Here is a 24051-nt window from a genome sequence, read left to right on the forward strand (position 1 = left end):
AATATTATTTAAAGCGGTTACACATATGCTAAAATAAGGCTAAGTGTCACAAATAATGATAGGTGAATAAGTATGAAAAATATATCTGATATTGCCAAATTGGCAGGCGTTTCAAAAAGTACAGTATCTAGATTTTTAAATAATGGATCTGTCAGTAAAAAAACAAGTGAAAAATTAACAAGAATTATAGCAGAACATGACTATCAACCGAATCAATTTGCTCAAAGTTTAAGAGCGAGACAAACACACCTTATTGGTGCCATTATACCTAGAATGAATTCATATGCAGTAGATGAAACAATCAAAGGATTGGCAAAACAATGCCAAAAATATGAATCACAATTAATTTTAAATTACACAGGTTTAAATATCGAAGCAGAAATACAAGCGCTTGAAACATTAGCACGCAGTAAAGTAGATGGTATTGTTTTAATGGCTACAGACATAACAGAGAGACATATTGAAGTCATTAATAAAATGAATGTACCAATCGTTATTGTTGGTCAACAACATGAACAACTTCATAGTATTGTGCATGATGATTATAAAGCAGGTCAAATTATAGGCGAATGGATTGGTCAACAGGGATATCAACAAGTTGAAGTGTTTAGTGTAAGTGAAAAAGATATTGCAGTTGGTATACATAGAAAACGTGGTTTACTTGACCAGTTAGCTAAATACCAAATTAAACCTAATATACATGAAACAAATTTTACTTATGTGGAAGCACAAAAAGATGTTGCAAATGTTTTGGAAAATGTGGAGCAAGTAGATGCGGTTGTTGGAGCAACTGATACGATTGCATTAGCTGCCTATAAATATTATTCTGATAAAAAAGATGTTATGAAACCACATCAAATATATGGTTTTGGTGGTGACCCAATGACACAATTAGTGTCTCCATCGATAAAAACAATTCATTATAATTATTTTGAAGCTGGCCAATGCGCGATGGAAGAGATACAACAGATGCTTAAAAAGCAAGATATGCCATATAGCGTCACAGTAGATGTTAATATTTAGACGCTGTATTTTTTAAAATAAATGTGGAACCGATACCATATAACTATAAATGGATAGGTTAAAAGTTAAAGAACGTAGGTAAAATTTGCTATAATAGAATATAAATTGTTAACAGCATAAATTATAAAAGGAGGACTGGGTAAATATTATGACCGAATGGACTAGAGAAGAACGTTATCAACGAATCGAGGACGTTGATACTGAGTATTTTAAAACATTAAAACAACAAGTTGATCAATCAAAATTTCGTCAACAATTTCATATACAACCAGAAACAGGCTTATTAAATGACCCCAACGGACTTATTTTTTATAAAGGGAAGTATTATGTTTCACATCAATGGTTCCCATTAGGCGCAGTACATGGCTTAAAGTATTGGTATAACTACACGAGTGATGACTTAATAAACTTTAAAGCTGAAGGGCCAATTTTAAATCCAGATACTAGATATGACAGCCATGGTGTATATAGCGGTAGCGCTTTTGAATATAACGGGCATTTATATTATATGTACACAGGAAATCATCGAGATAATCATTGGCAACGACATGCAAGTCAGATGATCGCACGACTGAAAGAAGACGGTTCAGTTGAAAAGTTTCCAAAGCCAGTAATTAGCCAGCAACCAGAAGGATATACAAGTCATTTTAGAGATCCTAAAGTTTTTAAATATGATGAGAAATATTATGCAATCATTGGTGCACAAAATAATGATCAGCAAGGTCGATTATTACTTTATAATACTGAAGATATAATTAATTGGCATTATTTAGGTGAAATAAATACAGAGTTGGATGATTTTGGATATATGTGGGAATGCCCAGATTACTTTAATGTAGATAATCAAGATGTCATACTTATTTGTCCACAAGGTATTGAACCAAAAGGCGATCAGTTCAAAAATATTTATCAAAGTGGTTATATACTTGGAAAGTTTGATATTGAAAAGTTAACATATGAACATGAAAATTTTGTCGAGCTTGATAATGGTTTTGATTTCTATGCACCTCAAACATTTTTAGATGAAAAAGGCCGACGAGTACTAATTGGATGGATGGGGTTACCGGAAATCGAATATCCTACTGATAATGAAGGATGGGCCCATTGCTTAACAATTCCTCGTGTATTAAATGTAGAAAATGGTCAACTTAAGCAACGTCCATATCCAGCGTTGGAAAAATTACGTCACAATAAAGAGACAGCATTAGGCTACGCAAATAAATTTACTCGAAAATTACATCCGTATGAAGGTAAACAGTATGAATTAATCATAGATATTTTGGATAATGATGCTACCGAAGTGTACTTTGAATTACGTACATCTAAGACTTCTTCAACATTAATTGCTTATAACAAGCGTGAAAATAAAATAACATTAGATCGCAGCGACAGTGGTTTATTGCCGACAAATGTTGAAGGTACGACGCGTAGTACGATATTAGACACGCCATTAAAGCAATTACAAATTTTTGTTGATACATCTAGTATAGAAATTTTCTGTAATGATGGGGAACGTGTTTTGACATCTCGAATTTTCCCGACAGAAGACGCACTAGGTATTAAAACATCAACAGAATCAGGGCAAGTATATTTACAATTTACTAAATATGATTTAAAGGATGAACATAAATGAGACGTCTATTTTCAATAGGAGAAGCGTTAATTGATTTTATTCCAAATGTTACAAATGCGAATTTAAAAGATGTTCAAACATTTACGAAGCAAATTGGTGGCGCGCCATGCAATGTAGCTTGTACAGTTCAAAAGTTAGGACAACAAGCGTATATGATTACACAATTAGGTAATGATGCATTTGGAGATAGCATTATTGAAACGATATCAAGTATTGGTGTAGATGTATCAAAAGTGTATCGCACGAATGAAGCAAACACTGCGTTAGCTTTTGTGAGTTTGACTGAAGCGGGCGAGCGAGATTTTTCTTTTTATCGTAAGCCCTCTGCTGATATGTTATTTGAACCAAGTTTTGTGAATGATATTGATGTGAATGAAAATGATGTAGTACATTTTTGTTCTGTTGATTTGGTCGATAGTCCGATGAGAGATACACATTATCAATTGATTACCAAAACATTAAATGCAAATGGTACTGTCGTATTTGATCCTAATGTAAGATTGCCATTATGGGATAACGCTGAAGATTTAAGACAAACTATTCATACCTTTTTGCCATTGGCGCATATTGTAAAAGTTTCAGATGAAGAATTAGAATTTATTACAGGTATTCATGATGAAAATGAAGCCATTCAATCATTATTTACAGGTAATGTTACTGTAGTCATTTATACGAAGGGAGCAGATGGTGCTGCCGTATATTTGAAAAATGGTATTAATCATTATCATAGTGGCTATAAGGTAAAACCTGTTGATACAACTGGGGCAGGGGATGCTTTTATTGGTGCAGTTATTAGCAGGATTTTAGCAACCGATGTGTTAAATTTAACTCAGTTATTTGAAAATGAAGGTGAGGAAATTTTAGCGTTTAGCAATCGCGTTGCTGCAATAGTGACAACGAAGTATGGTGCTATTAATAGTTTGCCAACATTACAAGAGGTTGAACAAGCATTTTAAATAATTCATTTATAAAACAGTGTAGGAAACAAGTTGAATCTTGTGCTACACTGTTTTTTAAAACAAAATAAGATTCACGGGGTAGGAAATTGTAGCATTTTATTTATGGAAACTGTCAATTTCAAATTTAGTATATTTTGTTAAAAATTGCGCCATAGGATTGTAGAGTGAAATAGAAATTGATAAATTATGTAGTAATAGGAATAGGTATACAAAGAAACGTTACATCATTTTTTAATTCACGCGTCATATTTAATTTTGTTATTAAACAATTAAAAAGCCAGCTATACAGTGCATTTGCTAGTTATCTTGTTAAAATCCAACAAGATTTACAATTGAATACGCCGTTAACTGACTTTATTATCTTATTATATTTTTTTAACGTTTCTCACCGATGCATAGCAGTGTTCTTTATTTTTAAAATAGACAATTCGCTCTTTCGAATCTATAGATTCAATATTATGGCGATTGACGACAAAGCTATTATGACATCTAAAGAAACGATCATCTAATTGACTCAGTTCTTTTAAATTACCATAAAATTCAATTTGACGGTTATCTAAATGGGCAATGAGTCTGTGAGATTTTGTTGATGATTCAAAAAACATAATATCATCATATTGAACATACACTGAATTACTGCCACGTTTTAATTCAATCGTTTCAACGCTATTATCTTTAGACAACAATTGTAAGCGTGTATGTGCAGTTTCTAAACAGTCTATAATTCGAGTTCTTAATTCAGCTGGATCATCTTTAAAAATAAAATCCATCGCTGCAACTTTGTAGACAAATGTTAAATAGGTAAGTTCACTGTGACTCGTAACGAAAATAATGTTACCAACTGGGTCATGCTTACGAATTTCACTGCCTAATTTGATACCATTAATATCAGTTGAAAGTTGAATATCTAAAAAGTAACAGCCTATGTCATTCATATTTTTAGCTTGCTCAAGCACCTCATAAGGATTATCAGTTGCGAGGGCAATTTCCATAGGCTTTTCTTCTATCATTATATAATTTTTAATAATGGTAACCATGTTTTCTCTTTGTTTTGGATCGTCTTCGCAAATGAAAATTTTCATACATTCACATCCTTATGGCTAGTTGTTAATAATTTCAACCTTTTGAATAAAGAAACCATTCTCGATAATTGTATCTAATAAGACATTGTCTGCATTATCAGCAATTTCTTTTAAAGTTGATAGACCTAAACCACGACCTTCACCTTTAGTAGAAAAACTTTCTTGGAACAATTCATGAATACGTGGTATATCATCTGCACATTTATTCATAACAATAAACGTTACTGAATTTTCGCTTTCAATAAATGCAACTCGAATGATAGGATCATCAATTTCACTTGATGCCTCTATTGCGTTATCAAGAATAATACCAATACTGCGACTTAAATCGATCATATTCAAATTAATGCGAGTTACTTCATCTGGTATTTCTATACTAATCGGTATATTCATTTCTTGTGCACGTAAAATTTTAGCTGTTAGAAGACCTTTAATCTCACGTACTTTAAGATTCTCAATACCATTTAACTTAAGAGCATTCATTTGTAAATTATCTTTCATAGGTACAATATTTTTATTGAAATAGTCTCGAAGACCGGTCATGTCATCTTCACGAATGTATTCTGAAAGAGTCGTCAAGATATTGACATAATCATGACGGAACTTGCGCATTTCATTATTAATTGCTTCAATCTTTAATGTGTATTCATAATAGGTTTCAATTTCTTCTTGATTACGTTTATATTTCATTTCTTTAAGAGTAAATTGAGAATAAATAAAAATTAAGATACTCAGTAATATAATAATTCCCAAGAATAAAATCGAATACTGTTTGATTGTTGATGCATCACTCGCATCAATTTGCGAATATGCAAATAACAAAGAGAATGTTATTACTATAACAATAGTTATAACAGTAAGGAATTTTTTATTAAGAGAAAGGTATGTACCATTTATCCTTTTTAATATTCTATTTAAAATGTAGGCAAGTGCATAAGAAATTGATACATACACTACCAAAAAGATTGGTAGAACTATAAACACGCTGTGTGAAATTGTTATAATGTATGAAAAAATAATGATATAAACGAAATTTGCACAATATAAAATGATTTGAGTAACCATTACTAAAAATACAGAATATAGTCTAATTTTAAAATAGAGAAAAATTATTATAAAAATTGTTATAACAACTAGTGAAATACTTCCGATTTTGTCAAAGAAATATACTGAAGATAACACTATTCCAATAATGTATATATAATCTGATTTTTTGTATCTTATTCCACTAATAAATGCAGATATAAAGAACATTAATGAAACTTGAACAATTACAAATAAAACGTAATTATAATCATTTAATGCTTCCACTTACTATCACACTTTCTCTTATAGTTATTCGTGTAATTGAGTTAATTCTTTTGGTACTTCAGCTTCGTCCAATAAAAAATCACAATTTATATACGCGGCTCTGTAACCGATGCTGTTGAAAAAGTCAACTAAAAGCTCAATAACTTTGTTGAGTAATTTTTTCATAATTTAGTCCTCCTTTGAATAGTATATTGGTAGTAATGTAATAGCTTGTATAATAATACCCAGTTGAATAAATTGGGTATATGGTTCTTTTACAAAAAGTGTGATAATGAAAAGAATTGTACTAATTATAATTGAAAAATATCTTTTTTGCTTTACAAGCCTCGCTGGGATAGGCTTCTTCTTAGTGGCTGCAGGTGCATATTTAATCACTACTCCAACACTTATTAATGCTAAAAACATCATTAGTGTTTCATTAATATGAAAATGCAATACTAATAGAGGTAGCACAATAAAAAGTGTAATGCTTTCTATATAACACCAAAAAGATGAAGGTGCATGTGCACCATGTGCATACCTTCTAATTAGATAAAACGATATATTAGTAATTAAAGTGAAGATAAAAATGTTTAAAATATAGGCAATAGTATACATAACAATTAATTTACCTATATTTTTAGCTAAGACCTGCATCCCTAATCGTACTTGCAAAAATTGAATATGATCTAAGTTATTTCTCTTTTGAAGATACGTGGCAAACTGGTCAATTTTATTATCAAAATAATTCAATTTTACACCACTCTCCTCACTGTCATTATACGATTTAGTACAATCTTTTATCATTATATTGCCTAACTGTAGGAAATAAATACTTAACTGTTAAATGTAATTTGTATTTAATATTTTAACATAAAAAAATTTACAGTTAAGAATAAAAAACGACTAGTTAAGAAAAATTGGAAAATAAATGCTTTTAGCATGTTTTAATATAACTAGATCACAGAGATGTGATGGAAAATAGTTGATGAGTTGTTTAATTTTAAGAATTTTTATCTTAATTAAGGAAGGAGTGATTTCAATGGCACAAGATATCATTTCAACAATCGGTGACTTAGTAAAATGGATTATCGACACAGTGAACAAATTCACTAAAAAATAAGATGAATAATTAATTACTTTCATTGTAAATTTGTTATCTTCGTATAGTACTAAAAGTATGAGTTATTAAGCCATCCCAACTTAATAACCATGTAAAATTAGCAAGTGAGTAACATTTGCTAGTAGAGTTAGTTTCCTTGGACTCAGTGCTATGTATTTTTCTTAATTATCATTACAGATAATTATTTCTAGCATGTAAGCTATCGTAAACAACATCGATTTATCATTATTTGATAAATAAAATTTTTTTCATAATTAATAACATCCCCAAAAATAGATTGAAAAAATAACTGTAAAACATTCCCTTAATAATAAGTATGGTCGTGAGCCCCTCCCAAGCTCGCGGCCTTTTTTATTGTAATAAAGAAGGGGAGAGTTAATCCTCATTATGAGACCCACCGTTAAAATATATGAATAAGTCTAATGTTGGAAAAGGTCAAAAAATTAATCAATTTAATTAAGAAAATCATTCATTTGCAAAGGGCGAAATGGATTCTTACTGAGTTATCTATTATAAAAAAATAAACATAGACTTATGAAAAATCTCTCATAAATCTATGTTTAGTCATGACATGTGTTAAATATTATTTCGGGCGCTTCTTATTTATACAAATCTAATTTAATACTTTTAAATACAGGTATATTTTCGCGTTGCTGTTCTACTTCATTTAAGTTTAAATCTACAGTCAAAATATCTGCGGATTCATTTAATTCTCCAACTAAATCTCCATTTGGGTTTATAACTATCGAATGACCAGCATATTCTGTGTTACCATCGAATCCAGTGCTATTAGTTCCAATGACAAACATATTATTTTCAATTGCACGTGCCTTTAGTAATGAATGCCAATGGTGAAGACGTGACATAGGCCATTGCGCCACATAAAATGCAATTTTAGCACCACTACGAGCAGGATATCTTAATAATTCGGGAAAACGTAAATCATAACAGATAAGTTGGGTCACATAAGTACCGTCAGACAATTGAAAGGGTTCAGCTACGTTTTCGCCAGCAGTTAAAAATTCATGCTCTCTTAACATAGGAACTAAATGAACTTTGTCGTATTCATTAATTAGCTGGCCACTTTTATTCACACTAAAAGCTGTATTAAATATTTGATTGTTTCTAATGTTAGAAACTGACCCAGCTACGATATCGACTTTATATTTTTCAGCTAAATGTTTAATAAATGAAAAACTTTGTCCTAGATTATTATCTGCTTTTTCATTTAAATGCTCTAAATCATAGCCATTATTCCACATTTCAGGTAAAACGACTACATCTACTTCAGCATTCATATTTTTTTCGAACCATTGCGTTATTTGAGTTTCATTTTTAGAACTATCTCCAAAAATAATCGGTAATTGATAAATTTGGACTTTCATAACATCACATCCTTGATAGATCTTATATATAACTTACTAAAAGTTATGTTGAAACGCAAAAAACGAGCCCAAGACATAAAATCAAAGTCCTAGGCTCTACAATGTTATATTGACAGTAGTTGATGGGGCCCCAACATAGAGAAATTGGAACACCAATTTCTACAGACAATGCAAGTTGGGGTGGGCTCTAACATAAAGAAATACTTTTTCTTTAGAAATTAGTATTTCTTATACATGAGTTTTACTCATGTATTCCTATTCTTAAGTGCACATTAGCAGCGGCTAATGTGTAAGAACTACTACATAATGAATAACTAATGATTCTTTATCATTTCTGTCCCATTCCTAACAATATATTGATTATTTTTTTATTACGAAACGATCTTCCACTGGATTAAATGTTTTTTCGCCAGCAGCTTCACGAATATCACCAAATGGCATTTGAGCAATAAGTTTCCAACTTTTAGGAATATTAAATTCATTAGAAGTCATCTCATCAACAAGTGGATTATAGTGTTGTAATGAAGCACCTATGCCTTTAGTAGCTAATGCAGTCCAAATTGCAAATTGATGCATGGCATTTGTTTGAGTTGACCATATTGCAAAATTATCATAGTAGTTTGGCATTTGTTCTTGTAAACCACTTACAACATCTTGATCTTCATAAAACAAAATTGTGCCGTATGAATGTTTGAAGTTATCAATTTTTTGTTCAGTTGGCTCGAAATCACGATTCTCTCCCATGACTTCTTTTAAAATTGCTTTTGTGTTATCCCAAAATTTATTATTGTTGTCATTTAATAAGAGAACAATTCTAGTTGATTGAGAATTAAATGATGAAGGAACATGTTTAACTGCATGTGCAATCATTGATTCTAATTCGTCATCGCTAATTGATATCGAATCTTTCAAATTATATATTGAACGTCTTTCTTCCATTGCATTGTCAAAAGTCATTGCTTTTTTATCTTTTTTAAATAAACCCATAATTATTGCTCCTTCTTTACTAAAGAATACTTAATAGACTAAGTATAAAATTTATACTCGTACTTGTAAAGTAATATTTACGAAAATTTCAAGAATATTAATATTCATTTTCAAATTCCAAATATAAATGCATTTTCAACGCATATTTATTATACTTAGATTAATACTTACATGAAAAAGGGAGGTGTCTCGTGAAATGTCATATCATTGGTTTAAGAAAATGTTACTTTCAACAAGTATTTTAATTTTAAGTAGTAGTAGTTTAGGGCTTGCAACGCACACAGTTGAAGCAAAGGATAACTTAAATGGAGAAAAACCAACTACTAATTTGAATCATAATATAACTTCACCATCAGTAAATAGTGAAATGAATAATAATGAGACTGGGACACCTCACGAATCAAATCAAACGGGTAATGAAGGAACAGGTTCGAATAGTCGTGATGCTAATCCTGATTCGAATAATGTGAAGCCAGACTCAAACAACCAAAACCCAAGTACAGATTCAAAACCAGACCCAAATAACCCGAAACCAAAACCGGATCCAAAACCAGACCCAGATAAACCAAAGCCAAATCCGGATCCAAAACCAGATCCAGATAACCCGAAACCAAAACCAGATCCAAAACCAGACCCAGATAAACCAAAGCCAAAACCGGATCCAAAACCAGATCCAGATAAGCCAAAGCCAAATCCAGATCCAAAACCAGATCCAGATAAGCCAAATCCTAACCCGTCACCAAATCCCAATCAACCTGGGGATTCCAATCATTCTGGTGGCTCGAAAAATGGGGGAACATGGAACCCAAATGCTTCAGATGGATCTAATCAAGGTCAATGGCAACCAAATGGAAATCAAGGAAACTCACAAAATCCTACTGGTAATGATTTTGTGTCCCAACGATTTTTAGCCTTGGCGAATGGGGCTTACAAGTATAATCCGTATATTTTAAATCAAATTAATAAGTTGGGCAAAGATTATGGAGAAGTTACTGATGAAGACATTTATAATATTATTCGCAAACAAAACTTCAGCGGAAATGCTTATTTAAATGGATTACAACAACAATCGAATTACTTTAGATTCCAATATTTCAATCCATTGAAATCAGAAAGGTACTATCGTAATTTAGATGAACAAGTACTCGCATTAATTACTGGTGAAATTGGATCAATGCCAGATTTGAAAAAGCCCGAAGATAAGCCGGATTCAAAGCAACGCTCATTTGAACCGCATGAAAAAGACGATTTTACAGTAGTTAAAAAACAAGAAGATAATAAGAAAAGTGCGTCAACTGCATATAGTAAAAGTTGGCTAGCAATTGTATGTTCTATGATGGTGGTATTTTCAATCATGCTATTCTTATTTGTAAAGCGAAATAAAAAGAAAAATAAAAACGAATCACAGCGACGATAATCCGTGTGTGATTCGTTTTTTATATTATGGAATAAAAATGTGATATATAAAATTCGCTTGTTCCGTGGCTTTTTTCAAAGCTTCAGGATTAAGTAATTGGAATATAACGACAAATCCGTTTTGTAACATATGGATAATAATTGGAACAGCAAGCCGTTTTGTCCATACATATGCTAAAGAAAAAATGACACCCATACCAAAATAAACTGGAATAAATTTGAAATCATTATGTGCTAATGCAAATATTAATGAACTTACTGTTGTAGCAATAATAAATGCTACGATACGATTACCTTTAATCGCATTAAATAATTCTCCAAAGATTACTTTTCTGAATACGTATTCTTCTAATAAAGGACCGATAATAGATACAAAGAAGATAAATATAGGTATTTTTCGAGCAATAATAATTAGCTTTTCTGTATTAGGACTTACTTGTTGTCCACCATAAATTTGCGTTAATACAATGCTCACTACCATTTGATAAATCATTACCAATGCAAATCCAAGCAATGCCCATGGAATGATATATTTTTTAGGTTCTTTAACTTCTAATTCTAATTTTGTTGGATTTTTAATTTTTAAATTAATTAAAATAATCGTCGTGGCGGCGATTAAAAATAGAACAAGTTGTATGTAAATGACTGCTTTAGTCAGTTCTATGCCACTATATTGTACAAATGGTAATTTTTTTACAATGAGAAGCGGTAAAAATTGAGACAATATATAAATAATAACAGTTAGCAATGATGCCCATAGTCTTGTCATAATTTTCCTCCAAATATTTGTTTATAATTTATTTTATCGTAAATAACTTGAAGTTACAAAACTTAATTAAAAGGTTATGACTTGAAATTTTGACCAAATTTGATTATTATAAATGTATGTTAGCACTCTTTAATGTTAAGTGCTAAACTTTAGGTTTTTTTAAGGAGGAACAATCATGCTAAAACCAATTGGAAATCGTGTGATTATTGAGAAAAAAGAACAAGAACAAACAACTAAAAGTGGTATTGTTTTAACTGATAGTGCTAAAGAAAAATCAAACGAAGGCGTTATCGTTGCAGTAGGAACAGGACGCCTATTAAATGATGGTACAAGAGTGACTCCTGAAGTGAAAGAAGGGGACCGTGTCGTGTTCCAACAATATGCTGGTACAGAAGTTAAACGAGATAATGAAACATATCTAGTATTAAATGAAGAAGATATTTTAGCGGTAATTGAATAATATAAAACTAAATTCATAGATAAATTGTAAAGAACGAAAATGAAATATGACTAAACAAATGGAGGTTTATCATTTATGGTTAAACAATTGAAATTCTCTGAAGATGCACGTCAAGCAATGTTACGTGGTGTAGACCAATTAGCAAATGCAGTTAAAGTAACGATTGGTCCTAAAGGACGTAATGTTGTATTAGATAAAGAGTTTACAGCACCTTTAATTACGAACGATGGTGTAACGATTGCTAAAGAAATCGAATTAGAAGATCCATATGAAAATATGGGGGCTAAACTAGTTCAAGAAGTTGCAAATAAGACAAATGAAATTGCTGGTGACGGTACGACAACTGCAACAGTATTAGCTCAAGCAATGATTCAAGAAGGCTTGAAAAATGTTACAAGTGGTGCGAACCCAGTTGGTTTACGACAAGGTATCGACAAAGCAGTTAAAGTTGCTGTTGAAGCGTTACATGAAAATTCTCAAAAAGTTGAAAATAAAAATGAAATTGCGCAAGTAGGTGCGATTTCAGCAGCAGATGAAGAAATTGGACGCTATATTTCAGAAGCTATGGAAAAAGTAGGTAACGATGGTGTCATTACAATTGAAGAGTCAAATGGCTTGAATACAGAACTTGAAGTGGTTGAAGGTATGCAATTTGATCGTGGTTATCAATCACCGTATATGGTTACTGATTCAGATAAAATGGTTGCTGAATTAGAACGCCCATATATTTTAGTGACAGATAAGAAAATCTCATCATTCCAAGATATCTTACCTTTATTAGAACAAGTGGTTCAATCTAATCGTCCAATCTTAATTGTAGCTGATGAAGTTGAAGGAGATGCATTAACAAATATCGTGCTAAACCGTATGCGTGGCACATTTACTGCTGTTGCAGTAAAAGCACCTGGTTTTGGTGATCGTCGTAAAGCAATGTTAGAAGATTTAGCTATTTTAACTGGTGCGCAAGTGATTACTGATGATTTAGGCTTAGATTTAAAAGATGCATCAATTGATATGTTAGGTACTGCAAGTAAAGTAGAAGTAACTAAAGATAATACCACTGTTGTTGATGGTGACGGTGACGAAAACAGCATTGATGCACGTGTAAGCCAATTGAAATCTCAAATTGAAGAAACTGAATCTGACTTTGATCGTGAAAAATTACAAGAGCGCTTAGCTAAATTAGCAGGTGGTGTTGCAGTTATTAAAGTAGGTGCAGCAAGTGAAACAGAGCTTAAAGAACGTAAATTACGTATTGAAGATGCATTAAACTCTACACGTGCAGCAGTAGAAGAAGGTATTGTTGCAGGTGGTGGTACTGCATTAGTAAATGTTTACCAAAAAGTAAGTGAAATTGAAGCTGAAGGTGACATTGAAACAGGTGTAAATATTGTACTTAAAGCATTAACTGCACCAGTTCGTCAAATTGCTGAAAATGCAGGGTTAGAAGGATCTGTCATCGTTGAACGCTTGAAAAATGCAGAACCAGGTGTTGGTTTTAACGCTGCTACAAACGAGTGGGTTAATATGTTAGAAGCAGGTATCGTTGATCCAACTAAAGTAACACGCTCAGCATTACAACATGCAGCAAGTGTTGCGGCAATGTTCTTAACGACTGAAGCGGTTGTAGCATCAATTCCAGAAAAAAATAATGACCAACCTAACATGGGTGGCATGCCAGGAATGATGTAAAACTGTTTATAGTTCTAACTAACTAGAAAATTACATTATGCACGAGTATGATTCATTCTAAGTACAAATTAGAATGCACGTAAATATATTTTAATTACGAGACGCCTTCCATTAGTTGACTAAACTTATGAGAGGTGTCTTTATTATGTGCTGATGTGTTATTGAGATTCTTAAATCATTGTGGTGCGGAAGTTATTGTATTGCCCTTAATATGAGAGTACATCAACTTCTATAAGTAATGCATATTGCGAGTGCAGGAATGAATGAGTGCTTGATTAAAATCCTTATGGGTGGTTGACATAATTAAAAGAAACCACATTTAAAATTTCTTAATCACAAGCGGTTAACTAGGTATAGTTTAGTTTTGAGTAGATCTTTTTAAAGGTGTACTTGTGCATTTTACTTAATTAAAGACATAAGACATTTAATGGGCCTAAAATAAATAAAAAACAAAAAACTACCTGTTTAGGTAGTTTTTTAAATGTAATAAATTAAAACACTAGTTCATTTCTTGTTAAAGATGGATAGTTATTTTATAGATAAATTTGTCCTTTAGTGTAGCGGTAATTTTTAGGACTTTTTGGTGGTATAAATGTTCTTAATAAAGTTAATAGTCCTACTTTACCGCAAAGCATAACGAATATAATAATTATTTTAGTAATACCATGATATTCTGTGGTAAGGTTCATACTTAACCCGACTGTTCCAAATGCAGAAACCACTTCGAATAATAACTTGATTAATGATATGTTCGGATTAATTATCGATAATATAAAAGTAATGATACTGATAAATAGAAATGAGATATTAATGGTAACAATAGATAGTTTTATATGTTTGTCAGATATTTCTTTATTGAATACTGAAACATTATTTTCTTTACGTATATAATTTAGAACAAATATAAACGCCACTGCAAAAGTAGTTATTTTAATTCCTCCAGCTGCACTGAGAGGGGCACCACCAATAAACATAAGTAACATTAACATTAAGGCGGTAGATTTGTTAATGCTTGCTATATCAATACTGTTAAAACCCGCTGTTCGTGTTGTTACTGATTGGAAAAAAGAATTTCCGATTTTTTCAATTAGTCCCATATGTTGCATAGTATTAAACTGTTCTAATAAAAAGAATGTAATAGCTCCTATAATTATTAGGATACTAGTTGTAGTTAAGACTAATTTAGAATGTAAAGATAATTTACTCAATTTTTTACAATTAATAAAGTCTATCACGACAAAATGTCCAATACCTCCAAATATTATGAGTATTGAGATTGTAATAATGACAATTGGATCACTAGAATAATCTATTAAGTTATTCTTAAAAAGGGCAAATCCAGCATTATTAAAAGCTGATACTGATGTGAATAAGCTTAAAAATAAACCTTTGCCTATACCAAATTTTGGTATAAAAGATAAACACAAACAAATCATACCAATTAATTCAGTGACTAAACTATAAATAGCCAAGTGTTTAATTAGCTTAATAACACCACCAGGTTCGTCAATATTCCATGTAACCATAATCAAGAATCTATTTTTCATTGATATCTTTCTATTTAAAAATACTAGTGTCAATAGGGTTACGGTCACGATACCCAGACCACCTATTTGAATTAATAATAGTATTACTATCTCACCAAGTATATTAAACTGTGATCCTATATCAACTGGGGACAAGCCAGTAACTGTAAATGCACTTGAAGCTATAAATAGGGCATCTAAAAAAGATATTGGCTTTTTACCAGTAAAAGGTAAATACAATAAAAGTGCACCTATGATAGTTGTAGAGAAGAAAAGCATTAAATAAAAATATAAAGGTTTGTGGACTTTGTTCATTTTAATTTCATACTCCTTTATATTATAAATTAATAATTAGATAATATCATAAATGAAAATAGAAATGTTACTGATGTGTATTACTGACAGGTGTTGACTAATTCTTTTAATATTTTTAATTGGCCCTGAGATATATTTCATTTTCTGATTTTTACTAACTAAAAAGTGAGATTTTGGACGATTATGATTTATTACAAGTAAACATTAGAATACACGAAAATATATTTTTTTATGAGACGTTTTCCATTAGTCGACTAAGCTATTGGAAGGCTTTTTTACGGATTGTTACTACTGTTTTATATCACAATTTTACTTATGTTTATCTCAATAGTGATTATGCATAATGTTTTTTCATTTTTTTAATAATTATATTATAAAGAAGCGCATCAACTGCTATAGACTATTATTGTTATAGAGAAAATATTTAAAAAGTGAATGAGTTAGTAAAGCAAATGAATTTTTATCATATTTATATATAATTTGACTTGTAAAATATTGCTGTATTAAAAATTTTGAGATTTGTGTTATCTTTATTATGAAGATTGCTAATAATATTAGATCATGGATATGACTAACTTGAAGAAAACTAAGTCGACTATGAATAATTACCTTCACTTTCTATTGTAAAGTTTAGATAGAATTTTAATTTGAAAGTTATACAATATTATTTGGTAAATTTTAACAGATTGTGAAAATTTCCTAGTATAGTCATTTTGTTCAACAGTGTGTGATTAATTTGTATTTAGATATAAACGAAAAGAATTTGATTGAAGAAATATGTATGACTTTTATAAATATTTATTAATTTTTAAATGTAAATTATAATAAAAAAATTTGTAAAATCAGATTTAATGTTTCATTGCTGATTTTGATTGGAAGGCGATTATATGGACAAAGTAATAACATTTTTGATAATAATTTTTTTGACGATTTTAATAGTTCTGTACTATTTCAATGCTATTAAGAAAAATTATGAATTTGCTAATAGTGCTCAAAAGATTTTTTCGATTATCTCTTTTACATTTGCAACTGAAGTTTACTTGTTATTTGCAATATATATATTATTCTTCAAAATTTTTAATAGTAAAAACATAGAAATAACTGTATTCATCGTTAGTTTGACAACAATATTATTCCAACAATTTTTACCAAAATCATTCGAACGAGTTGTTTTATCAGATGATAATACTAAACTTAAATTAGATAAAAAATATGGAGAAAAAATGGCTATAGATTTTAAAATATTTAACTATGTCGGTATGATTATTATATTATCAATGTTAATCATAAAATTTGCTCACTTGGTTTTAAAAGGAATATTAAATTATTAGTTCATAATATTTAATCAAAAGTATCTGTTAAATATTGTATGTATTATCTAATAGTTGTTATTTTTACATTTTAAATAATAACAACTGGAATACGTGTAATGATAGCTATTTTTATTACTACTGTAATTCTAATCACACCCAAAAGAGGCTTCGAAAACTAATGAAAATTTTTCATTAGTTTTAATTGCAGTTTTACCTGTAAGAGTTGGTGAATCATTCGTTGTTATAAATGATATAGAAGCTATGATTTTAAATAGAAAGTTGTTGTATTATCTGGTGTATGAAAAATAAGCACAAAAGCATGTAAATTACTTGAGAAGCTTTGAGGTGATTAAGTAGAGGCAGCATTAAGATATTTAAATTAGTACAAATGACTTGTGTTAATTTATACGGACTAGCTTCTCAAGAGTAAATGGAAAAAAGTATTGAATTTTAATTTTCTCAAGTTGGTTAATAATTAATTTAAAAGGGCAGGATGAATGATGAAAAACTTAAACAACATTGATGTTAATTAAACTATCAATTAATGTTTTACAAGAGGAATTGTCACCTGACCTTAAAACTAAAGGTTAGTTTTGTTAAGTTATATGTTTTCATAAAGAAAAATTAATTTTCTTGAATCTTACTTTTTTGATTCAGTTAGAAATGATGAGTAATAACTAAAGAACAAATTAAAATAAAAAACTGCCAGCACGCGAATAGGGCAGCTGACAGCATCGTTCTTATTTCTCTTTTAAATATTGAATGGAAGCTTCTTTAAAAATATCAATATATTTCAGATACATATCTTTTTCAATATATTCATCGATTTGATGTGCCATTAATGGATTACCTGGTCCAAAAATGGCTAAATCAACATTGTCCTTATTATCACCTAAGAAACTAGAGGCATCTGTTGCACCTACAAGCGCCGAAACAAATATATCGTCTTTGTCTACATAACTAGAAGCTACATCTTTAATCGTAGTAATTAATTTGCTATTTTTATCGCTTGTTACAGGTCGGTGATTACTTGGAATATCGAGTGAAAGCTTATTGCTATCCACATTATTAATGATATTTTGGAAAAACGATTCTATAAAGTCGTTATCATACTCAGGAACTGGTCTTACGTTAAATTCAAGTGAAGCTTCATCTGGTACAGAGTTAAATTGTTTGCCGCCATTTATAATCGAACATACAGCTGTAAGACCAGATGCATAATTTGCATCCTCTTCAGAAATTTCTTTTCCTATCAATGATTTAAACATGGGTGCAACATCTAATTCATGTTTAGTATCATGTTTTTTAAGCTCTGAATATTTTTCTTTAAATTGATTATAAAATTCAAGCAGTGTATCAATTGCATTGTCACCAATAAATGGAACTGAGCTATGGACAGCTTTACCAGTTGCAGTTACTTTACATGACATAGACCCTTTATGTGCATAATAAATTCCAGATCCAGTTGGTTCAGCAATAATTAAGCCATCTACATCGTCTAAATAGCCTTTATCAGCCAATAATTTGGCACCTTCTTGTTCTTTCTCTTCGCCAGCAGTAGCTAGTAATCTTATCGTTCCTTGAGGTAATTGATTTTGTTCTTTTAATTCAATGAGTGTGATGACCAAAGCCATCAGACCGCCTTTCATATCTGTTGTGCCTCGACCATATAATTTGCCATCTTTTTCTGTGAGTTGAAAAGGGGAATAAGTCCAATTATCTTGATTTCCTGCATCAACAACCTCCATATGACCACTCAATGCGAGTATAGGTGAGCCGTTACCGATTTCTGCAACGATATTGGCGCGGTGTTCATTAACTTTCAAAATCTCAGATTTAATATCGTACTTGTCGAATAAATCTTTTAAATAATTACAAACGTCTATTTCATTATTATTTTCAGTTTGTAGTTCAACAATATCTGCTAGTAATTGAATTTTTTCTTTTTCACTAAAAGTTGTCATTAAGCTCACACCTTTTCAAAGTAGTATATATATTTATATAAACATAATTTTTATTCTTAAACATAATTTAAAATGCAGAAAGTAGTGTGTTATTTGATTTCGTTCTATGAAATTTACTGTCTAGTATCTACGATCTTATTAACACTGATATCGGCTATGCTTAATTTTATAGTAAATTGTATGAGAAAGATGCAGGATATTATTTAGCTAATAATTATATATAAATTTCAAATCGATGGTTATTAACTACTAAATAAAAATATTTGCTAAATTAATGACTTTGTACACACATTATTTTTAAAGAGGATAAAGTATTTAATAATATTAACAAAATCATTTAATAAATAGTTAAATATATATTCTCTGTTTTTGTGATATTATTCACATGTCGATACATATCAACAAATATCAATCATACGAAAGAAGGTTATAACAATGAAAAATAAAAAACGTGTTTTAATAGCGTCATCATTATCATGTGCAATTTTATTGTTATCAGCAGCAACGACTCAAGCAAATTCAGCTCATAAAGACTCTCAAGACCAAAATAAGAAAGAACATGTTGATAAGTCTCAACAAAAAGACAAACGTAATGTTACTAATAAAGATAAAAATTCAACAGCACCGGATGATATTGGGAAAAACGGTAAAATCACAAAACGAACTGAAACAGTATATGATGAGAAAACAAATATACTCCAAAATTTACAATTCGACTTTATCGATGATCCAACTTATGACAAGAATGTATTACTTGTTAAAAAACAAGGCTCAATTCATTCAAATTTAAAGTTTGAATCTCATAAAGAAGAAAAAAATTCAAATTGGTTAAAGTATCCAAGTGAGTACCATGTAGATTTTCAAGTAAAAAGAAATCCTAAAACTGAAATATTAGACCAATTGCCGAAAAATAAAATTTCAACTGCGAAAGTAGATAGTACATTTTCATATAGCTCAGGTGGTAAATTCGATTCAACGAAAGGTATTGGACGAACTTCATCAAATAGCTACTCCAAAACGATTAGTTATAATCAGCAAAATTATGACACAATTGCCAGCGGTAAAAATAATAACTGGCATGTACACTGGTCAGTTATTGCGAATGACTTGAAGTATGGTGGAGAAGTGAAAAATAGAAATGATGAATTATTATTCTATAGAAATACGAGAATTGCTACTGTTGAAAACCCTGAACTAAGCTTTGCTTCAAAATATAGATACCCAGCATTAGTAAGAAGTGGCTTTAATCCAGAATTTTTAACTTATTTATCTAATGAAAAGTCAAATGAGAAAACGCAATTTGAAGTAACATACACACGAAATCAAGATATTTTGAAAAACAGACCTGGAATACATTATGCATCTCCAATTTTAGAAAAAAATAAAGAAGGTCAAAGATTAATTGTCACTTATGAAGTTGATTGGAAAAATAAAACAGTTAAAGTCGTTGATAAATACTCTGATAATAAATCATTTAGAGAAGGATAAAATCGAAGGGAAGGATTACAAATGATTAAACAACTATATAAAAATATCACAATTTGTACGTTAGCACTATCGACTACTTTCACTGTATTACCAGCTACTTCTTATGCAAAAATTAATTCTGAAATTAAAGCTGTTTCTGAGAAGAATCTTGATGGTGATACTAAAATGTATACACGTACAGCTACAACAAGTGATAGTCAAAAAAATATTACTCAAAGCTTACAATTTAACTTCTTAACTGAACCTAATTATGATAAAGAAACAGTATTTATTAAAGCGAAAGGAACAATAGGTAGTGGTTTAAGAATTCTAGACCCAAATGGTTATTGGAATAGTACATTAAGATGGCCTGGATCTTATTCAGTTTCAATTCAAAATGTTGATGACAACAACAATACAAATGTGACTGACTTTGCACCAAAAAATCAGGATGAATCAAGAGAAGTTAAATATACGTATGGTTATAAAACAGGTGGAGATTTTTCGATTAATCGTGGAGGGTTAACTGGAAATATTACAAAAGAGAGTAATTATTCAGAGACGATTAGTTATCAACAACCATCGTATCGTACATTACTTGATCAATCTACGTCACATAAAGGTGTAGGTTGGAAAGTAGAAGCACATTTGATAAATAATATGGGACATGACCATACGAGACAATTAACTAATGATAGTGATAATAGAACTAAAAGTGAAATCTTTTCTTTAACACGAAATGGAAATTTATGGGCGAAAGATAATTTTACGCCTAAGAATAAGATGCCTGTAACTGTTTCTGAAGGGTTTAATCCAGAATTTTTAGCTGTTATGTCACATGATAAAAAAGATGAAGGTAAATCAAAATTTGTTGTTCATTATAAAAGATCAATGGATGAGTTTAAAATAGATTGGAATCGTCATGGTTTCTGGGGCTATTGGTCTGGTGAAAACCATGTAGATAAAAAAGAAGAAAAATTATCAGCATTATATGAAGTTGATTGGAAGACACATAATGTGAAGTTTGTAAAAGTACTTAATGATAATGAAAAGAAATAAGTAATAAAAGTTGCCTGCTACATAGAATGTAGTAGGTAACTTTTATTTATATTTGAATAGATAGATTTATTATGATGTGCAGTGTATGAATCTTGTTTAAGTGCAGACGAAGTATCTATATTAATGAAGAAATATAGGAGTGGAACAGAAATGATAAAGAGCCACTAATGATTTATTATGTAGTGGTTCTTACACATTAGCCACAGCTAATATGTACTTAAAAATAGGAATACATGAGTAAAACTCATGCATAAGAAATACTAATTTCTAAAGAAAAAGTATTTCTTTATGTTGGGGCCCCGCCAACTTGCATTGTCTGTAGAAATTGGTGTTCCAATTTCTTTTCGAAATTCTCTGTGTTTGGATCACGCAGTCAACTAATACCATAACATTATAGAGCCTAGAACTTGACTTATGTCCTAGACTCAGTCAATTCAAATTTTAACAATATAACTCGCTTCGTCCTTTTAGAACGAAGCGAGTTATTAGTTAGTTGAGCACTATTTACTATAGGCTTTGATTGGGTAATGATCTGAAAAATCATTGTAAACGTAGTAATATGGGAACGCATATACATCCCATGGCTTAGGTTTTTCAGTCACAACTTCATTGACTAATTGTTTTGGTTGTTTATGATCTTTATCTGTAAATATATAGTCTAAATGTTCTGGTTTACCATTAGGGTAATTATATTTCGCAATTGAATTTGATTGAGGGTCCCATGTGCTATTATGACCTGCATATAGAACATCATTTACATTCAAGTTTTTAAGCATATCTTTGAACTCTGGAGTGCCTTTATTAACATTAAGGTCGCCACCTATATATACCGTTTCATCTTTAGGGATATTTTTCTTTTTAACAAAGTCACTGATTTCTTTCATTTGTTCAGCTCTAATTTTTCGATCATGTCCAGCACTACAACGTGAATCTTCAGATTGTGTATGTGTACCGATAACGTGAACGTTCTTACCATTTTTCTCTATTTTTGTATAAACAAAGCCTTTGTTGCTATCATTATCGAATCCACAACCGCTTTTGAAAACATGCTGGATTTTTTCTTTAATAGGATATTTACTTACAATCGCTACGCCACCATCTTCAGCAACAGTTGATGAGTAGCTACCTTCAGTTTTGTCCCACCCTGATTGAGAACGACCGAGTACAGGTGTTTGGTAAGGATATTCTTTTTTCACATTACTTAATAATTTATCTGATGCACCATTATCAAATGCTTCATTGAATATTACGACATCATTATTTTTAATATAAGAAGATTGTCCGATTAAATCAGCGCGTTTATATTGTCCCCAGTTTGGATACATAGAAACCTTGTAACAACAGTATTTATTGGGTTTGGAGTCCCTAATGGGTCCCTAAATTACATACTTTCTAAAATTTTAGTTGTTTTTTTGTCCTCTTCATTAAATTTTTCTTCTAACAAATGAGAATACACGGATGTAGTTATTGCTATATTTTTATGACCTAATCTTTTAGAAATGTAATGTATAGATACACCTTTTGCTAGTAAATAAGAACAATGAGTGTGTCTTAATGCGTGCGATGTAATAATTGGTATATTATTGACTCTACAGGCTGATTTCAAAGCATTATTGATAGCCTGAAGGTTAATTATAGATCCGGCTTCTTTGAAAATGTAACCATCATAGCTAATTGCAAATGTACTTATGACGTCCATAATGTGTTTCATATCAGATTTAGCGATACTGATATATCTAGGGGAAGTATCGGTTTTTCGCTCGTCAATAAATATAGTGTTTTTCACTTGGTTGATATGCTCAATCTTTATATTTCTTGCACCACTGACACGACAACCCGTACAAATCATTATGAATAGCGCTAATGATGAACGAGTTCTCTTCTTTCTGACGTGATCTTTTAGTATTTCATATTCAGTTACCGAGATGAATTTTTCTTGTTCTGACTTCGTAGGTTTTCCGGCTTTATAATTAACTTTATAAGCGGGGTTTTTAAAAATAAGTCCATCATATAATGCGTCATCTAAAGCTGACCGAATAGCACCGTTTGTTTTTCTTATAGTTTCTTTTGCGTGTTCTTTTGAATAGTCGTTTATGAATTTCTGATAAACTTGTCTATTTATCTTTGATAACTCCATTTTACCTATTTTATGTTTTTGTATATGTTGTAATGCATTTCTATAATGACGGTAGGTATTTTCTTTAACAACAGGTTGTTTATATGTTTTAATCCAATTTTCGAAGTATTCTGCAAGAGTTATATAGTTATCTATATTAAAACCACTTCTTAACTCATTTAACTTGTCTAGTCCAGCAGAATTAGCTTCACGCTTTGTTCTAAAACCTTTCTTACGGTATCTTTTTCCTTCATGCTTAAATTCATATTGCCATTTTTTACCATCGTAACAACGTGTTTTCATGCGTTCCCTCCTCAAAATTGGCAAAAAATAATAAGGGTAGGGGGGCTACCCAAAATTTAGTACTAGGTACTAAATATGTTATAATAAAATAAAAAGTAGGTGATAAGATGACTCAATTTCTAGGGGCGCTTCTTCTTACAGGAGTTTTAGGTTACATACCATATAAATA

21 protein-coding genes and 2 pseudogenes are annotated in these 24051 nt (G+C 30.7%); 11 read left to right on the top strand and 12 right to left on the bottom strand.

The window, feature by feature from the left end:
* Positions 1-72: 72 nt before the first annotated feature.
* From IDG64_RS09845 to IDG64_RS09855, 3 genes are all read left to right on the top strand, one after another.
* Positions 73-1023 (top strand): LacI family DNA-binding transcriptional regulator, encoded by a 951-nt coding sequence (locus tag IDG64_RS09845; RefSeq protein ID WP_000790330.1) that lies wholly within the window; start codon positions 73-75, stop codon positions 1021-1023.
* 148 nt (positions 1024-1171) lie between these two features.
* Positions 1172-2656: a sucrose-6-phosphate hydrolase gene (locus IDG64_RS09850; RefSeq protein WP_000141429.1), complete on the top strand. Its 1485-nt coding sequence runs from the start codon at positions 1172-1174 to the stop codon at positions 2654-2656.
* Positions 2653-3612 carry a carbohydrate kinase family protein gene (locus tag IDG64_RS09855; RefSeq protein ID WP_001253314.1) on the top strand — a complete coding sequence of 320 codons (960 nt, stop codon included), beginning with the start codon at positions 2653-2655 and terminating at the stop codon, positions 3610-3612. Before IDG64_RS09850 ends, IDG64_RS09855 begins: the two co-directional genes overlap by 4 nt.
* A 187-nt stretch (positions 3613-3799) precedes the next feature.
* Here IDG64_RS09855 and IDG64_RS09860 read toward each other — a convergent pair.
* From IDG64_RS09860 to IDG64_RS09880, 5 genes and pseudogenes are all read right to left on the bottom strand, one after another.
* Positions 3800-3909: pseudogene (locus IDG64_RS09860) on the bottom strand (hypothetical protein).
* Between the two features lie 71 nt (positions 3910-3980).
* A complete protein-coding gene (gene agrA / locus IDG64_RS09865; protein WP_000688492.1) occupies positions 3981-4697 on the bottom strand; it encodes a quorum-sensing response regulator AgrA in 717 nt (238 codons plus the stop codon).
* A gap of 18 nt (positions 4698-4715) precedes the next feature.
* Entirely contained in the window at positions 4716-6008 is a 1293-nt protein-coding gene (gene agrC, locus IDG64_RS09870) for a quorum-sensing sensor histidine kinase AgrC (RefSeq protein WP_000387804.1), read from the bottom strand.
* A gap of 24 nt (positions 6009-6032) precedes the next feature.
* On the bottom strand, positions 6033-6173 hold the full coding sequence (gene agrD, locus IDG64_RS09875; RefSeq protein ID WP_000735197.1) for a cyclic lactone autoinducer peptide AIP-III precursor: 141 nt from the start codon (positions 6171-6173) through the stop codon (positions 6033-6035).
* Positions 6174-6176: 3 nt separating this feature from the next.
* Positions 6177-6740, bottom strand: coding sequence for an accessory gene regulator AgrB (locus IDG64_RS09880; protein WP_001105705.1), 564 nt, complete (start codon positions 6738-6740; stop codon positions 6177-6179).
* Positions 6741-7029: 289 nt separating this feature from the next.
* Here IDG64_RS09880 and hld point away from each other — a divergent pair, with 289 nt between their 5' ends.
* Complete coding sequence (gene hld, locus IDG64_RS15580) at positions 7030-7110, top strand: delta-hemolysin (RefSeq protein ID WP_000046022.1); 81 nt, start codon at positions 7030-7032, stop codon at positions 7108-7110.
* Positions 7111-7709: 599 nt separating this feature from the next.
* Here hld and IDG64_RS09890 read toward each other — a convergent pair.
* Positions 7710-8495 (bottom strand): carbon-nitrogen family hydrolase, encoded by a 786-nt coding sequence (locus tag IDG64_RS09890; RefSeq protein ID WP_000867949.1) that lies wholly within the window; start codon positions 8493-8495, stop codon positions 7710-7712.
* 360 nt (positions 8496-8855) lie between these two features.
* Positions 8856-9482, bottom strand: coding sequence for a nitroreductase family protein (locus IDG64_RS09895; RefSeq protein ID WP_000522384.1), 627 nt, complete (start codon positions 9480-9482; stop codon positions 8856-8858).
* 196 nt (positions 9483-9678) lie between these two features.
* Between IDG64_RS09895 and IDG64_RS09900 the strand changes: the two genes are divergently transcribed.
* Positions 9679-10899 (top strand): SdrH family protein, encoded by a 1221-nt coding sequence (locus IDG64_RS09900; protein WP_000120294.1) that lies wholly within the window; start codon positions 9679-9681, stop codon positions 10897-10899.
* A gap of 24 nt (positions 10900-10923) precedes the next feature.
* Here the strand turns inward: IDG64_RS09900 and mroQ are convergent, their stop codons facing one another.
* Positions 10924-11667, bottom strand: coding sequence for a CPBP family intramembrane glutamic endopeptidase MroQ (mroQ, locus tag IDG64_RS09905; protein WP_000197635.1), 744 nt, complete (start codon positions 11665-11667; stop codon positions 10924-10926).
* Positions 11668-11842: 175 nt separating this feature from the next.
* On the opposite strand from mroQ, the gene groES reads away from it, so the two are divergent.
* Positions 11843-12127 carry a co-chaperone GroES gene (groES, locus tag IDG64_RS09910; protein WP_000917289.1) on the top strand — a complete coding sequence of 95 codons (285 nt, stop codon included), beginning with the start codon at positions 11843-11845 and terminating at the stop codon, positions 12125-12127.
* Between the two features lie 75 nt (positions 12128-12202).
* A complete protein-coding gene (groL, locus tag IDG64_RS09915; protein WP_000240642.1) occupies positions 12203-13819 on the top strand; it encodes a chaperonin GroEL in 1617 nt (538 codons plus the stop codon).
* A 533-nt stretch (positions 13820-14352) separates the two neighbouring features.
* On the opposite strand, the gene IDG64_RS09920 is transcribed toward groL, so the two are convergent.
* Positions 14353-15660 (bottom strand): TrkH family potassium uptake protein, encoded by a 1308-nt coding sequence (locus IDG64_RS09920; protein ID WP_001045075.1) that lies wholly within the window; start codon positions 15658-15660, stop codon positions 14353-14355.
* An 887-nt stretch (positions 15661-16547) separates the two neighbouring features.
* Between IDG64_RS09920 and IDG64_RS09925 the strand changes: the two genes are divergently transcribed.
* A complete protein-coding gene (locus IDG64_RS09925; RefSeq protein ID WP_000361985.1) occupies positions 16548-16991 on the top strand; it encodes a hypothetical protein in 444 nt (147 codons plus the stop codon).
* A 722-nt stretch (positions 16992-17713) separates the two neighbouring features.
* Here the strand turns inward: IDG64_RS09925 and IDG64_RS09930 are convergent.
* Positions 17714-18937 carry an ArgE/DapE family deacylase gene (locus tag IDG64_RS09930; RefSeq protein WP_000206636.1) on the bottom strand — a complete coding sequence of 408 codons (1224 nt, stop codon included), beginning with the start codon at positions 18935-18937 and terminating at the stop codon, positions 17714-17716.
* A 435-nt stretch (positions 18938-19372) separates the two neighbouring features.
* Between IDG64_RS09930 and lukH the strand changes: the two genes are divergently transcribed.
* On the top strand, positions 19373-20425 hold the full coding sequence (lukH, locus tag IDG64_RS09935) for a bi-component leukocidin LukGH subunit H (RefSeq protein WP_000791406.1): 1053 nt from the start codon (positions 19373-19375) through the stop codon (positions 20423-20425).
* Positions 20426-20446: 21 nt separating this feature from the next.
* Positions 20447-21463 carry a bi-component leukocidin LukGH subunit G gene (gene lukG, locus IDG64_RS09940; RefSeq protein ID WP_000595401.1) on the top strand — a complete coding sequence of 339 codons (1017 nt, stop codon included), beginning with the start codon at positions 20447-20449 and terminating at the stop codon, positions 21461-21463.
* A gap of 500 nt (positions 21464-21963) precedes the next feature.
* On the opposite strand, the pseudogene sph reads toward lukG, so the two are convergent.
* Together sph and IDG64_RS09950 are read right to left on the bottom strand one after the other, a co-directional pair.
* Positions 21964-22788, bottom strand: a pseudogene (sph, locus tag IDG64_RS09945) (sphingomyelin phosphodiesterase); the annotation flags it as partial.
* A gap of 56 nt (positions 22789-22844) precedes the next feature.
* Positions 22845-23882, bottom strand: a complete 1038-nt coding sequence (locus tag IDG64_RS09950; protein WP_000857176.1) for a tyrosine-type recombinase/integrase — start codon at positions 23880-23882, stop codon at positions 22845-22847.
* 107 nt (positions 23883-23989) lie between these two features.
* Here IDG64_RS09950 and IDG64_RS15185 point away from each other — a divergent pair.
* A partial coding sequence (locus IDG64_RS15185) for a hypothetical protein (RefSeq protein ID WP_234097802.1) occupies positions 23990-24051 on the top strand: 62 nt, incomplete at its 3' end.

The sequence above is a fragment of the Staphylococcus sp. EG-SA-15 genome, assembly GCF_017151895.1.
GTDB lineage: Bacteria > Bacillota > Bacilli > Staphylococcales > Staphylococcaceae > Staphylococcus > Staphylococcus aureus.

Bases quoted from the DNA above. Each gene is read 5' to 3' on its own strand.
- IDG64_RS09845 (WP_000790330.1), top strand. From the start codon at position 73: ATGAAAAATATATCTGATATTGCCAAATTGGCAGGCGTTTCAAAAAGT.
- IDG64_RS09850 (WP_000141429.1), top strand. From the start codon at position 1,172: ATGACCGAATGGACTAGAGAAGAACGTTATCAACGAATCGAGGACGTT.
- IDG64_RS09855 (WP_001253314.1), top strand. From the start codon at position 2,653: ATGAGACGTCTATTTTCAATAGGAGAAGCGTTAATTGATTTTATTCCA.
- agrA (WP_000688492.1), bottom strand. From the start codon at position 4,697: ATGAAAATTTTCATTTGCGAAGACGATCCAAAACAAAGAGAAAACATG.
- agrD (WP_000735197.1), bottom strand. From the start codon at position 6,173: ATGAAAAAATTACTCAACAAAGTTATTGAGCTTTTAGTTGACTTTTTC.
- hld (WP_000046022.1), top strand. From the start codon at position 7,030: ATGGCACAAGATATCATTTCAACAATCGGTGACTTAGTAAAATGGATT.
- IDG64_RS09890 (WP_000867949.1), bottom strand. From the start codon at position 8,495: ATGAAAGTCCAAATTTATCAATTACCGATTATTTTTGGAGATAGTTCT.
- IDG64_RS09895 (WP_000522384.1), bottom strand. From the start codon at position 9,482: ATGGGTTTATTTAAAAAAGATAAAAAAGCAATGACTTTTGACAATGCA.
- IDG64_RS09900 (WP_000120294.1), top strand. From the start codon at position 9,679: ATGTCATATCATTGGTTTAAGAAAATGTTACTTTCAACAAGTATTTTA.
- mroQ (WP_000197635.1), bottom strand. From the start codon at position 11,667: ATGACAAGACTATGGGCATCATTGCTAACTGTTATTATTTATATATTG.
- groES (WP_000917289.1), top strand. From the start codon at position 11,843: ATGCTAAAACCAATTGGAAATCGTGTGATTATTGAGAAAAAAGAACAA.
- groL (WP_000240642.1), top strand. From the start codon at position 12,203: ATGGTTAAACAATTGAAATTCTCTGAAGATGCACGTCAAGCAATGTTA.
- IDG64_RS09920 (WP_001045075.1), bottom strand. From the start codon at position 15,660: ATGAACAAAGTCCACAAACCTTTATATTTTTATTTAATGCTTTTCTTC.
- IDG64_RS09925 (WP_000361985.1), top strand. From the start codon at position 16,548: ATGGACAAAGTAATAACATTTTTGATAATAATTTTTTTGACGATTTTA.
- IDG64_RS09930 (WP_000206636.1), bottom strand. From the start codon at position 18,937: ATGACAACTTTTAGTGAAAAAGAAAAAATTCAATTACTAGCAGATATT.
- lukH (WP_000791406.1), top strand. From the start codon at position 19,373: ATGAAAAATAAAAAACGTGTTTTAATAGCGTCATCATTATCATGTGCA.
- lukG (WP_000595401.1), top strand. From the start codon at position 20,447: ATGATTAAACAACTATATAAAAATATCACAATTTGTACGTTAGCACTA.
- IDG64_RS09950 (WP_000857176.1), bottom strand. From the start codon at position 23,882: ATGAAAACACGTTGTTACGATGGTAAAAAATGGCAATATGAATTTAAG.